General features: G+C 59.5%; 11 protein-coding genes. 5 read left to right on the forward strand and 6 right to left on the reverse strand.

The window, feature by feature from the left end:
- Positions 1–216: 216 nt before the first annotated feature.
- Together ltrA and H035_RS19560 are read right to left on the reverse strand one after the other, a co-directional pair.
- Positions 217–1,548, reverse strand: a complete 1,332-nt coding sequence (gene ltrA / locus H035_RS0112160; RefSeq protein WP_022948237.1) for a group II intron reverse transcriptase/maturase — start codon at positions 1,546–1,548, stop codon at positions 217–219.
- Positions 1,549–2,346: 798 nt separating this feature from the next.
- Complete coding sequence (locus tag H035_RS19560) at positions 2,347–3,420, reverse strand: beta/alpha barrel domain-containing protein (protein WP_022949250.1); 1,074 nt, start codon at positions 3,418–3,420, stop codon at positions 2,347–2,349.
- An 83-nt stretch (positions 3,421–3,503) separates the two neighbouring features.
- Between H035_RS19560 and H035_RS0112170 the strand changes: the two genes are divergently transcribed.
- Positions 3,504–4,433 carry a hypothetical protein gene (locus H035_RS0112170; protein ID WP_022949251.1) on the forward strand — a complete coding sequence of 310 codons (930 nt, stop codon included), beginning with the start codon at positions 3,504–3,506 and terminating at the stop codon, positions 4,431–4,433.
- Here the strand turns inward: H035_RS0112170 and H035_RS0112175 are convergent.
- Positions 4,430–5,677 carry a Glu/Leu/Phe/Val family dehydrogenase gene (locus H035_RS0112175; RefSeq protein WP_051149785.1) on the reverse strand — a complete coding sequence of 416 codons (1,248 nt, stop codon included), beginning with the start codon at positions 5,675–5,677 and terminating at the stop codon, positions 4,430–4,432. The genes H035_RS0112170 and H035_RS0112175 overlap by 4 nt on opposite strands.
- A 302-nt stretch (positions 5,678–5,979) precedes the next feature.
- On the opposite strand from H035_RS0112175, the gene H035_RS21415 reads away from it, so the two are divergent.
- The 4 genes from H035_RS21415 to crcB all read left to right on the forward strand — a co-directional run bounded on the left by H035_RS21415 (position 5,980) and on the right by crcB (position 10,038).
- Positions 5,980–7,108 (forward strand): IS630 family transposase gene (locus tag H035_RS21415; protein ID WP_152486022.1). Its coding sequence is split into 2 segments (ribosomal slippage): positions 5,980–6,413 and positions 6,412–7,108, totalling 1,131 coding nucleotides; the frame shifts between segments, so codons are not numbered across the junction.
- A gap of 51 nt (positions 7,109–7,159) precedes the next feature.
- Complete coding sequence (locus H035_RS0112190; RefSeq protein ID WP_022949253.1) at positions 7,160–7,993, forward strand: alpha/beta hydrolase; 834 nt, start codon at positions 7,160–7,162, stop codon at positions 7,991–7,993.
- Positions 7,994–8,109: 116 nt separating this feature from the next.
- Complete coding sequence (locus H035_RS0112195; protein WP_022949254.1) at positions 8,110–9,312, forward strand: polysaccharide deacetylase family protein; 1,203 nt, start codon at positions 8,110–8,112, stop codon at positions 9,310–9,312.
- Between the two features lie 12 nt (positions 9,313–9,324).
- Entirely contained in the window at positions 9,325–10,038 is a 714-nt protein-coding gene (crcB, locus tag H035_RS21420) for a fluoride efflux transporter CrcB (RefSeq protein WP_022949255.1), read from the forward strand.
- Here crcB and H035_RS19570 read toward each other — a convergent pair.
- Genes H035_RS19570 through H035_RS19575 form a run of 3 tightly spaced genes read right to left on the reverse strand, consistent with a single transcriptional unit; the run spans position 9,982 to position 13,827 of the window.
- Entirely contained in the window at positions 9,982–10,344 is a 363-nt protein-coding gene (locus tag H035_RS19570; protein WP_022949256.1) for a DUF190 domain-containing protein, read from the reverse strand. The two genes, crcB and H035_RS19570, sit on opposite strands and share 57 nt — an antisense overlap.
- A complete protein-coding gene (locus tag H035_RS0112210; RefSeq protein ID WP_022949257.1) occupies positions 10,338–11,045 on the reverse strand; it encodes a fluoride efflux transporter FluC in 708 nt (235 codons plus the stop codon). The genes H035_RS19570 and H035_RS0112210 overlap by 7 nt, the downstream gene beginning before the upstream one ends.
- Before the next feature lie 28 nt (positions 11,046–11,073).
- The gene (locus H035_RS19575; RefSeq protein ID WP_022949258.1) at positions 11,074–13,827 is read right to left on the reverse strand and encodes a cation-transporting P-type ATPase; all 2,754 of its coding nucleotides are present in this window, start codon (positions 13,825–13,827) and stop codon (positions 11,074–11,076) included.
- Positions 13,828–13,922: the final 95 nt, after the last annotated feature.

Consider the following 13,922-nt stretch of genomic DNA (forward strand, 5'->3'; position numbering starts at 1 on the left):
CTCGCTTTCAAAGCAAATTCCCCCGCTTCCACCAAATTTCAATCTAAATTAAGCCGATATTGAGGGTCAACCGCCATAAGCATCGAACCAAGGCTTAAGGGTCTCTTCGCCAGGAGGACATCGAGGATGTCACCGGCTCACCCCTGCGGGGCCAGCCTGCGTCTGTTCAAATTGGCTCCCGGCCAATTTGTCCCGTACACGGCTTTCCGATGTTCTTCACACCGAGGCATGCGCCGAGCGCCAGGGCGCCGTCGTCGGCAGCTTGAAAAGCCCATAACGTCCATAGATTATTCGGCCCGGAAAGCGATGATATCCCCGGCTGGCCAGCTTGTGACGCCGCCGCAGGTGGATACGCACCCGCTCTTCCACTTGCAGCTTCACTTTGGACATCACCCGAGTGCAGTTGCGGTGGTGGAAATAATTGGACCAGCCACGCAAGGTGGCGTTGAGTTCGCCCATGATCATTGGCATCGGAACCGGGGTGCGCCGCCGGTCGGTCAGCGCCTTGGTGCGATCTTTGATCCGCTGCACCGCCTGCTTGGACGGTTCCACGTGCGGGTAGTGTTTGCCACTCTTGCAGCTCCGCTTCACGCGAAAGCTGAATCCGAGGAAGTCGAAGGATTCCTCGCGAGCATCCACTACCCGGGTCTTGGTCTCGTTGAGGCTGAGGTCCAGCTTCTCCAAGATCTGTCGCAGCGCCGCCAGCGGCGCCTCGACATCCCCTGCGCACAATGCCACTATATCGTCGGCGTACCTCACCAGCCGACAGCGGTAGCGTGTTTCCAGTCCATGCCGTTCCCATATCCGATCCAGAAGATGCAGATACAGGTTCGCTAGCAACGGCGAGATCACCCCGCCCTGGGGCGTGCCCCGCCGATTGCTTTTGCCACCTCCCCTCGTCCGCCGTGTGCCGTCGTCGTCTTCTTCCACCACCGGTGCCTTGAGCCATTGCTTGATGAGCGCCAGCACCGCACCATCGCTGATGCGTTCGGCCACTGCCGCCAACAGCTTGGCGTGGGGGAGGGTGTCAAAATACTTCGACAGGTCCGCGTCGATCACTTGGGCGTGGCCGCTCAACAGGGCGTCCGCCACGGCATCCACCGCGTCATGGGCCGAGCGCTTCGGACGGAAACCATACGAGTGCTCGCAGAAGTCCGCCTCGAAGATCGGCTCCAGGACAATTTTGGCCGCCATTTGCACCACTCGATCCCGGATGGTGGGAATTCCCAGCGGCCGTTTGCTGCCATCGGGCTTGGGTATCCCTACCCGACGCACCGCGTCCGCTTGGTACGTCTTGCTTTCCAACTGCTTCTGTAGGCGTTGCAAGAATTGCGCTTCCCCTTCTTCTGCCTCGATGGCCTCGAAGGTCTGCCCGTCTACGCCGGGCGCGCCCTTGTTCGACCGGACCCGCCGATAGGCGTGACTCAGAATGTCCGCCCGGCACAGCTTGTCGTACAAGGCATAGAAGCGGAAGTCCGGCTCCTGATTGGCCTTGGTGTAGAGCTTCCTCTGCAGCGTCCTGATCTTTTCCGGGGTTCGTAGCACCATGGCACAAAATCGCCGGGAGCGATTTTGAACAGCTGCAGGCTGGCCCCGAAGGGGTGAGCCCCAGGGAGGGGGGCGAATAATCCCCTGATCCTCCACTCTTCGGTTGCGTGAACAAAGCAGGGCCCCTTCCCTCGGACCGGGTTGTGTTGTCCCAAGTCCTCGAACGGTAGTATGGACCCCTCCGACTTCCACGACGGCCCGGCACGACTTCGGCACTCGCCTTATACGCACCCGTTGGCGGTTCTGCCCCGCCACCGCCGCGGATCTCCCGCACTGCACTGGTTTTCTTCCGTTACCTGCCGCCCCTGCTACCCCGGGAGATCCGGTGGAACGCTTCCGTTCTCTCATCCCATCGACAGCGGCCTTCCCCTTCTGACCACAGGGTCGGCATCTCCAACTAATTGACGAGGCTACCCGTAGGTTCGCTTGCGCTACGGCCGGCAACTTCGCCCCTCGGAAACTTACAACCCCCGATTGCTCGGACGCTGCTTCCAGGCGCTACAAAGGTGTACGGACAACTCCTTTCGCGGGACTTTAACCCGCAAGAAAAACAGCCGGTTACGGCATACGGTCAAAGTAATATTTATTACCTTGATTTAAAATTATTACTATGACCCCAATTATTGAACACCTAAATTCACGATACTCCTTCCCTTCAAACTTAGACCCTCCTCACCTAGGAGACGAGGGGTTGATTATGGCGAAAATGGCGATATGCCTCAATCTCGCAAATCCGGACATACAATACTCAACCAGCACCTGCCGCTAGAGAGAATATGTAGACGAACATTTTAGCTGTTAGGGATTCGGTTTTAATTCGTACAGTCGCCGAAGATACCGATGATAAGGACCGTCTCCCATGAGATCCAAGCTTCGAGCCACTCGGCGGCGGTCTTGGGGACGGGGCAAGGATTCCAGAGCCTTGAAAATACGTTTAACCTGGGCCGAAGTCACCGTTCCGGTCAACGGTTGTCCCAGACCCATAATATATTTGGCGCGCTGAAGATCGGCGAAGCGGTGCGGATCGTCCTGCATAGCCTGGAACAGAAGGGTACACGCTTGATGCGCCTGAGCCACTTCGTCCCAATCCTCCTCCGAGGCGGCCTGCAATAGATACCTATACTGATACACCGCGAGCGCCATCAAGCCGGAAGTAATGCCGACTCGCTGGCGTCCGTCGGAATCGTGCCGGGGACCGTCTCGAAGCGCCCGCCCCAGGTGCGGGTCCCACCCCTGAACGATTTTTAGGCGCTTGAGGTCGGGATGGACCAGGAAGCGCGCCGTGCTCCGTTCGTAGTCCTTTTCGGTCACCTTGACGGCGACGATATGCCCACCGCCACTTGAGACAACCAACCGGGCGACGGCCTCCGGTGTCAGAGGCAACCCGCTGACATCGGAAATGGAGTAGAGACCGATGGCCAAGTCCCGCTCGGCGGCGGCACTGACAAGAGGCGCCAGGCTTGCGCTCACTTCTTCGTCAAGGGCTGATGGATCCAAGTCGGTCCCGGGACGAAAAAACACCACCGGATAATGCATTGCGGCAAGCCGGTCCAGCAGCCGCTTGTTGGCGTCCAAACCGTCTTCCGGACGCAGCAACGCCAATCGCAGCATCTCTCCCGTATCGGCCCGGGCGGCACAATCGAACCACGCCGTGAGCTCGTCGATCGTGCGCAGATGGCCCCGTCCGGTGGACGAGGCGATGAGTGTCGCCATGGCCCCGGCGGAAGCCAATCGCTCCAGATAGACCATAGTCCGGGCTTCGTCCAGCTGTCTGCGGGGCAGATTGCCGCAGGTGGGATCGAAACAGGCCACCGTCGCTTGGGGATAGCGCCCGATCGGGTCGTGGATAATCGCCGAGCTGCTCAGAGTCATGGAAACACCTTTTAAAACGCTGGCTTACTTTGTATTATCGCAATTTATCCGGTATAGGGACATCGTTGAAAAAGAGGCAACGTATGCAAAAACTAGAGCAGGCGCTTGAGGCTCTCGGACTCCCGGCCCAAGACAACAATCACCTTCCCGATTCCAGTCTGACTTTTCCCGACGGCGGGCATTACCGAATCGAAATATCCGGCGTCGAACGGGTTTCCGCCCTGGAAACATTGATCGACGAAGCCGATCGACAAGGAGTGCCGGTGCATCGAATCATCGCCACGGTGGGCGGCGCCACCTATCTGACTTGGGATGAATTGCGGGATTTCGCCCAGCTGGCGCATCAACGGCGTATCGAGGTGGTCATGACGCCCGGCCCCCGCCGGACCTGGGACAGTGGCCGGCAAATCACCACCGCCGAAGGGCTGGTTTCCGGAATGCGGCTGCGCGGCATGAACCGCGTTCGCCACTGGCTCAAGGATATCGAACGCTGTATAGAGGCGGGATTCCGCGGTTTTCTGGTGGCGGACGAGGGCGTGCTCTGGCTGGCCAGCCAACTGCGGCAGCAGGCCATCCTACCTGAAGATATCATTTTCAAGCTCTCGGTTTTCGCCGGCCAGGCCAATCCGGCGGGCGCCCGGGTAGCGGAACAATTGGGGGCCGATACCTTCAATCCGCTCGCCGACCTCACCCTGCCCATGCTGTCGGCAATACGCAGCAGCATCCAAATTCCAATGGATGTTTATCTCTGCCTGGTCAACGCCATGGGCGGTTTTGTGCGCTTCTACGAAGCCGCCGAGATCGCGCGCATCACCGCGCCCTGCTATTTCAAAATTGAACCGGGCCCCTCCGAAGAGGTGGTCTACGCGCCTTGGAATCCGCCCTCCTATCACGACGATATGATTCGGGAAAGAGTGCGCAATGCGGCCGTGGCCATGGAACTGATCACCCGGGAAAACCCCGATCTCAAATGCTCACCGACCGGAGGCGAGGACCTGGCGATTCCCGGTTAACACCAGCCCCGCGTCTTCACCGCTTCCTCGATGCGTTTCAAGGCGTTGATCCAAGCGCCCAACCGCGTCGAGGCGACCCCGTACCTCGACGCGGTCGTCCGGGCTTCCCTGACCCCCCCTATCAGGCGTTCCCAGCGCAAGCGATTAATCACGTCGATCTCCCAATAATTGTCGTAGAGCCCCTGACTGCGCTCCATCTGGCATAGATGCACACTGCCGGCATTGGCCAGGACATCGGGAACCACGGCAATGCCTTTTTCCACCAGAATTTTATCCGCCTCCACGGTGGTCGGGGCATTGGCCGCTTCCACCAGCAAACGCGTCCGCAGCCGCCCCGCATTCTCTTCGGTAATCACTCCCTGGACTGCGGCAGGCACCAGCACCTCGCATTCCAATTGCAGCAATTCCGCATTGCCGAGCGGCGTACTGCCGGGGAACTCCACCACGCTTCCCGTTTGCTGCTTGTGATGTAGCAAAGCCGCCACATCGACCCCCTCCTTGACGTATATCCCACCTCGGATGTCGCTGACAGCCACGACGCGACAACCGGCATTCTGGAACTGAGCAGCCGCCACCGACCCCACCTGCCCGAATCCTTGGATGGCCACTCGGGCATTGGGGATTTCCAGACCGATTTCATGGGCCGCCTCCTCGAATACTTCGAACACACCGCGGCCGGTGGCTTCGTAGCCGCCCAGCGTCCCCCCCAGAATGGGCGGTTTGTCGTTAACCGCGGGAGGATCGTGGTAGCCGCTGACGGATTCGTATTCATCGAGCATCCAGGACATGCTCTGAAGATCGGTGCCGATATCCGCCCCGGGCACATCGTAATTGGGCCCCTTGGGTCTCAAATTGCGCATATACCCTCGACAGAGGGCTTCCATCTCCCGGGGGCTTAACTGGTGCGGATCCGCCTCGATCCCGCCCTTACCTCCGCCGGCGGGAATATGGCCGGCGGCGTGTTTAATAGACATGATCAAGGCCAGCGACTTCACCTCGTCGAGATCCAAGTCGGGCGAGATGCGGACACCGTCTCGACAAGGTCCCAGGGCATCATTGTAGCGAACGCGATGGGCATCGAAGACGCGGAAGCTGCCGTCGTCCATTTTCAAGGGAATCCGAAAGGAAGTGACCCGCATCGGCGCAGCAAGCAATTGCATTACGTCGGGATCAACCTTTCCGACTTCGCCTGCCGCCCTGAGCATACGAATGCTTTGGTCGAGGAAGTGATACATGTGGCTCATCCATCAATCTTATTTTGAAACGCCTCCATTGAATCACAGTTGACCTTAAAAGGAGTAAAAGCTAGAAAGATCAGGTCATTTATTCGGTCGGCGTCGCCTCCTACCGGACTACTCGTTCAAGTTGAATTGAGGCCCAAACGTTATCTTCAGGGGAAAAATCATGGATCGATCCACGTCCGCAATCAACGTGACCAAATCGTGACGGAAACGAAGACCTTGCTATACTAGTAGACCTTCAATTTAATATTGCCTAATGTTAATGTGCTTTCTCAATGTTATCCAGCAACATGCTGAGAAGGCGTATGAAGAAGAAATACATTGTCCGCCTGACGGCGGAGGAGCGCCAGAGCTTGGAAGCTTTGGTGCGCAAAGGCAAAACGGCAGCCTATCGACGCACCCACGCGCAAATACTGCTGTGGGCCGATGAGGGCGATCAAGGCCCGGGCCTGCTGGACAGCGAAGTGGCTGAGACTGTCGGGGTCAACGCACGCACGGTGTCGCGGTTGCGTCAACGCTGTGTAGAGGAAGGCCTCGATGCGGCCTTGGAGCGCAAGCGGCGTATGCGGGAAAAGCGGCGCGTCCTCGACGGTGATGGCGAGGCGCAGTTGGTGGCGCTGATGTGCAGTGAGCCGCCACCGGGGCAATCGCGCTGGACGTTGCATCTGTTGAGCGATCGACTGGTTGAGTTGGGTGTTGTGGAGTCGATTTCGCACGAATCGGTAAGACGCGTTTTAAAAAAACGCCTTTAAACCGTGGCGGAAAGCGATGTGGTGTATTCCGCCCAAACAGAATGCCGCGTTTGTGTGCGCGATGGAGCGCGTCCTGGAGGTTTACAAGCGCCCCTTCGATCCGGACTATCCGGTGGTGTGCATGGACGAAACCAGCGTGCAATGTGTGAGGGAAGTGCGACCTCGCGTGCCGGGCAAGCCCGGGCAAATCGAGCGCTACGATGTGGAGTACGAGCGCAACGGTGTCGCCCACCTGATTCAGTTTTATGCCCCGTTTAGGGGGTGGAGACGGATAGAGGTCGCAGACAATCATGCGGCGCCGCAATGGGCAGAGGGGGTTCGGGCGTTGGTGGAGAAAGACTTTCCGGATGCCCGGCGTATTACCCTGGTCATGGATAACTTAAGCACACATACGGGAGCTTCTTTGTATAAAGCATTTGAGCCACAGGTCGCACGCGCTCTGCTGGATAAACTGGAATTTGTGTATACACCAAAGCATGGCAGTTGGTTGAATATGGCGGAATGCGAATTCAGCGTGTTGTCGCGACAATGTCTTGATCGGCGGCTACCGGATAGGGAAACCGTGCGCAGAGAGGTCGAAGCCTGGGCGGCGGCACGCAACCAAGCTGCGGTGACCGTCGATTGGCGGTTTACGACTGAGGATGCCCGGATAAAGCTGAAACAGCTCTACCCGACAATATAAAATTGAAAGAGCACTAGGATATACGCCGATTTCGAGCGGAGCCCCCATCCGATGCCTTCCCTGATTTTGGCTCTACTGGCTGCGGCCGGCGCCTACAGTATCTTGTTGGCCGCTATGTACTTCGGTCAATCCGCCCTGCTGTACCTGCCCAACCTCCCCTCGCGTACCCTCGCCGCCACGCCGGCGGCAATCGGCCTCGATTACGAGACCGTTCATTTTGAGACCGAGGACCGGGTTCGCCTCCACGGCTGGTTCATTCCGGCCAAGGAACCTCGCGGCGCCCTGCTCTTTTTCCATGGCAACGCGGGCAATATCTCCCACCGGCTGGATTCGGTGCGTATTTTCCACGATCTGGGTCTGTCGATCTTGATCTTCGATTATCGGGGTTACGGCCGAAGCGAAGGCCGGCCCAGCGAGAAGGGAACCCGGCTCGACGCCCGCGCGGCCTGGCGCCATCTCACCGAGGTGTACGGCATCGAGCCGCAGCGCGTTGTCCTGTTCGGCCGTTCCTTGGGGGCGGCGCTGGCGGCTTGGTTGGCCACCCAAGCCAAGCCCGGCGCATTGATCCTGGAATCGGCCTTTACCTCGGTCCCGGAACTGGCGGCCGAACTCTACTGGTGGCTTCCGGCGCGCCGATTGGCCCGACTCAACTACCCCACCCGCGATTACCTGAATGATGTCCATTGCCCGGTGCTGGTCATCCACAGCTCGGAGGACGAGATCATTCCCTACCGCCACGGCCAGGCACTCTATGCCGCCGCCCACCCGCCCAGGTCTTTCCTGAAGCTGCGGGGCGATCACAATACCGGCTTTCTGCTGAGCGGCGAGCGGTACGTGGGCGGTTTGGATCACTTTCTCCAACGCCATTTGCCCGCCGCTCAATAGATGGAAGGACATCGTTGCTTTGCCCCATGTATCTCGTTATCTTAAACGCGGTGTCCCTTAGCTCGGATAGGCAGGGGCCGACATTCACCGTTTTTTTTAGAAGAAAGGGGGGATCGATGCGGACGGGACGGATCTTCCACGCCTTAGGGCTTCACATGCACCAACCGCCGGGGAATCTCCGGCTGCTCATCGACAGCAATCCGTGGGAAACGGAGCAAATCATCCGCTGCTACGATCGCGTACCGCGTTACGCGCGCGAATACGCCGATGTGGGTCGGCTCCACGTGGGCTTTTCCGGGGTGCTGCTGGAGCAATTCCGCGACCCGGAGATGGTCGATCGCTATCGGCGGTTCGTGGATATTCCGGCGATGCTGGAAAATTACGCCGAGGCCGACAATATCGAACTCATCGGCATGGGCTATTACCATCCCATTTTCCCTCTCATCCCTCAGGAGGACTGGGAGGAGCAACTGCTTAGCGGACGTGAAATCATGCAGGAGATTTTCGGGCGCGCGCCCAAGGGCTTTTGGCCGCCGGAGATGGCTTTCTGCATGGAGATGATTCCGGCTTTGGTGAAGGCCGGTTACGAATATGTGGTCGTGGACGGCGTTCACGTCCAGCCGCAAAATTCGGACAAGACCGTCGATGTTTTCCAGCCCTACCGGGCGAGCTTCGAGGGATCGGCTATCACGGTGATTCCGCGCAACCGGGATATTTCCAACGCCCAGGAAAGCGGACTGGATCCCGGCTGGTTCTTCAACGAGGCGGCGCACAAAGTCGCCGAGTCGCCCCGTCCCGAGGCCGACCGCCTGGTGACCACCTGGTCCGACGGGGAAAACGGCGGCTGGTTCAGGCAGATGCACGAGGCGTCGGGATTTTTCGGCCACTTTTTCGCGCCTTACATGGAGGCCGTTCGCGGCGGCGAGTCCCCCGTCCAGCCGACCGCCATCAGCGAATATCTCGACGCCCATTCGCCTTCCGAGGAAGCCTTCGTGCGGACCGGCGCCTGGAACGTGGGTTCCACCTCCGGCTTCGATCTGTCCCAATGGGCGGGGTCGGACTCCCAGAAGCAGGCGGTGGAGAGGGTACGCGCCATCAGCGCCCGCTATTGGGGGCTCAAAAACCGGGAATCCAAACTTTCGGCCCGGGGGAAGCAGTCCCTGGCCAAGGCGCGGGATCTGATTTTGGAGGGCGAGACGAGTTGCTTTTTGTTCTGGGGCGACGCCTGGGTGCCCGAGCTTTACAAGCGAACAACGCCCGCGGAACGGTATCTCGCCGAGGCGGAAAACGAGTCCACGGAACCTTGTTCAGACAATTAGGATTCGACGAACATGCTCGCCAACCTTCTTGCCGTCGCCTTCGGCGGTGCCACAGGCGCCCTGCTGCGCTTTTCGATTTCCGGTGCCGTTTATCGCTGGCTGGGACGGGGATTTCCCCACGGCACCCTCGCCGCCAATCTAATCGGTTCGTTCCTGTTGGGGCTTTTGGCGGACCCCTTGCTGCAATTGCCGCCGTCGAGCTTTCCCTGGCGAGCGGCGGCGGCCACCGGGTTTCTGGGGGCGTTCACCACTTTTTCCACCTTCGCACTGGAAACCGTTTATCTGATCGAGCAAGGGCGCATGCTGCGCGCGTTCGGCAATCTTTTGATCAGCATCGGGTTGGGACTTGCCGCCGCCTGGACCGGCTTTCTATGCGGGCGGGCGCTGTTGGTTGGAAACGGCCTCATTTCCTTGCCCGGGGTCGACTGGCCCTTGCCCTGGCTGCTGGGGCTTTTGGCCAACGGCTTGGTCGCTTTTATAGTGGGGTTGGCGATGGAGGCCGCCTTCGAACGGTGGCGTCCGGGTCCGGCTTATCGAACCAGTTGGAGCATTCTGTCAATCGGCGGTTTCGCCACTGTTTCCAGCTTGCATCTCCTGCAGGAACTCCTCCGCCAGGAAAATGCCTTCCACCAGATTCTGCCGTGGCTGGTGGGTGTCTTCGCGCTGAATCTACTGATCTGTGCCGGCGGGGTGTGGGGAGGGTTCGGCACCGCCCGGCACTTGTGACGGAGGCTTGATAGCCGGCCAAACTAAAATATCCTCCAATCCGAGACGGCTTTGCAGCTTGCCGATCGCTGCTTCGACCCGTTTCTCTTCGCCGAAAAACTCCACCATCAGCGGCAACCGCAAGGACAAGGTCAACAGGGACGAGGTGTGCACTTCCCGCCCGCCCGCGGTTCCGGCGACGGCCCGAAAAGCGTGTACGTTGGCGATTCCCTCCTCCTCGTGGATAATTTGGAGGAGCTCGTCCAGATGATCGTGCCCCTCCAGTACATAAACGCGCGCCACCCAAACTTGTTGGCCTTTCACCATAGCTCACCTCCCCAGAATCCAAGCCAAATACCCGCAAGACAGACCATCGCATTACCGAGCAGCAACCCCACCATCCAGCGGCCGTGATGTTTTAGTTCTAACGCCTCTTCGTGCAGAAATAAAGCCAGATAAAGGCTGGAAAAAGTCACGAAACCGCCCACCAAAAGTACAGTCAACACCGCTCTGAGCCGATCGGACACGGGCGACCATTCCACCAGAAACGTCAAAAAGAAACCGATCAGGACCGCGATGAGAAAGTTAATCAATAGCCAGCCATAAGGCACCGGCCACCTCGACCAATAAATAATGCCCCGGGAAGGATAAAACAAGCTGCGCCCGCTGAGCAGCCCCAGAAACGCCACTCCCGTGCAGAGACCCGCGCTGAGACCGATATTCCCCAGGGCCGCGGGCCATGCGCCTTGTTGGAGAAGGGCGAGGGTTTCCACCGAAAAGGTGGAAAAAGTGGTCAGAGAACCGAACAGCCCCACCAGTACACCGGCCCGGAATTCCGTCGCCACCGCGACCCGTTCCAACAGCAGCGCCTCGCTCATCAAGCCGATGAGATAAGAACCCAGGACATTGACGACGAGGGTGCCGTAGGGGAAGCCGGGGCCCAGCCAAGCGGATACGCCACTGGAAATAAAAAAACGCAGCAACGCACCCACCGCCCCGCCGAAGGCAATGGCGAAAATCTGAATCATCGGCCGGACCCCGAGCGGCAATCCGCCGTCATGGATGCGATACGGCCCTGCCGGTACGGCGGCGCCCCGCCCGATAAAACAATCGAACCATGAATTTTTCCACCTCCACCAGCACGAAGACCGACATGGAGGCGGCCACGATCACCTGCCAATGCCGCGCGTCGATCGCCACGGTTCCGAACAGGAACTGCATGGGCGGCAAATAGGTAAATCCCAGCTGGAAGATCACCAGCAAAACAATGCTCAACCAAGTGTAGGGATTGCCGAACAATCCCTTGAGATTCAGCACCGAATCGGTCAAGTAACGGCAGTTGAGCACATAGAAGATTTCGAACATCACCAAGGTATTGACGGCGACGGTTCGGGCGGCTTCGATCGGCGTCCCGAAGGAACGTTCCCAGAGATACAGTCCGAAGGTCCCCGCGACGATCAGCAAGGACACGAACAGGATGCGCCAGATCAGAAACTTGGACAGCAATGCTTCGTCGGAGCGCCGCGGAGGTCGCTGCATGATACGCTTCTCCGGGGGTTCGAAGGCCAGGGTGAGCGCCAGGGTAACGGCGGTGATCATGTTCACCCACAGAATCTGCACCGGGGTAATGGGCAGCATCCGTTCCATGGCAATGGCGGCGACGATGGTCATGGCTTCGCCGCCGTTGGTCGGCAAAATGAAAACGATCGACTTTTTCAGGTTGTCGTAGACCGCCCTTCCCTCCTCCACGGCATGAGCGATGGAGGCAAAGTTGTCGTCCGCGAGCACCATTTCCGCCGATTCCTTGGCCACTTCGGTGCCTTTTACGCCCATGGCGATGCCCACTTCGGCCCGTTTCAGCGCCGGAGCATCGTTCACCCCGTCGCCGGTCATGGCGACCACCTGACCGTCGGCCTGGAGGCTTTTCACCAGCCTCAGCTTATTCTCCGGACTGGTGCGGGCGAAAACGTCCGTCTCACGAAGCATTTCGGTCAAGGCCGACTCGTCCAGGCGATCCAAATCCTCGCCCCGCAAGACCGTCTCCCCATTCCCGATACGCATCTGCCGGGCGATGGCCACCGCGGTGGCAGCGTGATCGCCGGTGATCATCTTGATCCGGATACCCGCCCCTTGGCATTGGCGGACGGCTTCGATCGCCTCGGCGCGCGGGGGATCGATCATGCCTACGATGCCCAGCAGGGTCAGACCGCTCTCCACATCGTCGAACGCCAATTGACGCCGATCGGTCGGGACGACTTTAAAGGCAATGGCCAAGAGCCGCTGGCCGCGACCGGCCATGGTATCCATCACTCGGTGCCAATAATCCAAGTGAATGGGTTCATCCTCACCATAGCGCCGCTGCCAGCGACACATGGCGAGAATTCGCTCGGGCGCCCCCTTGACGAACACGAAGGCGTGACCGTCGTGATCGTGATGGAGGGTGGCCATGAATCGGTGTTCCGATTCGAACGGAATGGTATCGGTCCGGGGAATTTCCTTGCGTTCGAAATCCAGCTCGAGCCCCGCTTTCCGCGCCAGCGTCAATAAGGCGCCTTCGGTGGGGTCGCCGTGAATGATCCATTGCTCGCCATTTTTCTCCATCTCGGCGTTGTTGCATAGCGCGGCCGCCCGGGCCAGCTCGCAAAGCCCCGGATAGAGGTCCAGGGAAACCGTCTCACCCTGCAGCCTGAAATCGCCATGGGGATCGTAGCCCCCATCCTTCACATCGAACAATAGATCGTTGACGGCGACGTTGGTCACGGTCATCTCGTTGCGGGTCAAGGTGCCGGTCTTGTCGGAACAAATCACCGTCACCGCGCCCAGGGTTTCCACCGCGGGCAAACGCCGGATGATGGCGTTGCGTCGGGCCATGCGTTGCACCCCGATGGCCAAGGTGATGGTCATGATCGCGGGCAACCCTTCCGGAATCGCCGCCACCGCAAGTCCCACCGCGGACATGAACAAATCCTTGAGGGAGGAATGCTGAATCATCCAACCGTAGGCGAAAGTCGCCGAAGCAATGGCGACGATGGCCGCGGTCAGCCAGCGACTGAAACGGGTCATCTGGCGCAAAAGCGGGGTGGTCAAATGAGGCACCTTGCTCAGCAAGGCACTGATGCGACCGATTTCGGTATCGTCGCCGATGGCCACCACCACCCCGAGGGCCGTTCCGTAAGTCACCAGGGTGCCCGAATAAACCATGCCGACGCGATCTCCCAGCGGGGCGTGGGCGGTGACTGCATCGCAGCTTTTGTCCACCGGCACCGATTCGCCGGTCAACATGGACTCGTCCACGCGGAGATTTTTTACTTGAAGCAGGCGCAGATCGGCGGGCACCTTGTCGCCGCTTTCCAGCGTCACCAGATCTCCCGGCACCAGCTCTTCGGCAGGAACCAGAAAATTCCGACCGTCGCGGCGCACCATGGCCTTGTGGGAAAGCAGGTTGCGAATGGCATCCAGGGCCTTTTCCGCCTTGCCTTCCTGAATGAAGCCGATGGCGGCGTTGATCAAGACGACGCCGAGAATGACGCCGCTGTCGATCCAATGCTCGATGGCGGCGGTCACCCCGGCCGCCACCAGCAGGACGTAGATCAGGAGATCGTGGAACTGGGCGAAAAAGCGCCGGATCGGCCCGCGCCGGGCAGTGGGGGTCAGGCGGTTTTCCCCGTATCGCTTGCGCCTTCTTTCGACTTCCGGGGCGGACAAACCGGCATCGGAAACTCGCAACAAATCGCAGACTTTGTCGGCGGAAAGCGCATGCCATTGGGGCGCATCCGAACGCGCTTGCTTGGATGGTTTTCTCACTCCCATGCCTCCTGATGGTCCTCCCGGCAAACCGCCGCGTCAGACTCCCCGACCAGGCGATCTGGTTTACTAACAACCGTTAAGAGTTGGCGTGTTGACAT

This window comes from Methylohalobius crimeensis 10Ki, assembly GCF_000421465.1.
Lineage (GTDB): Bacteria > Pseudomonadota > Gammaproteobacteria > Methylococcales > Methylothermaceae > Methylohalobius > Methylohalobius crimeensis.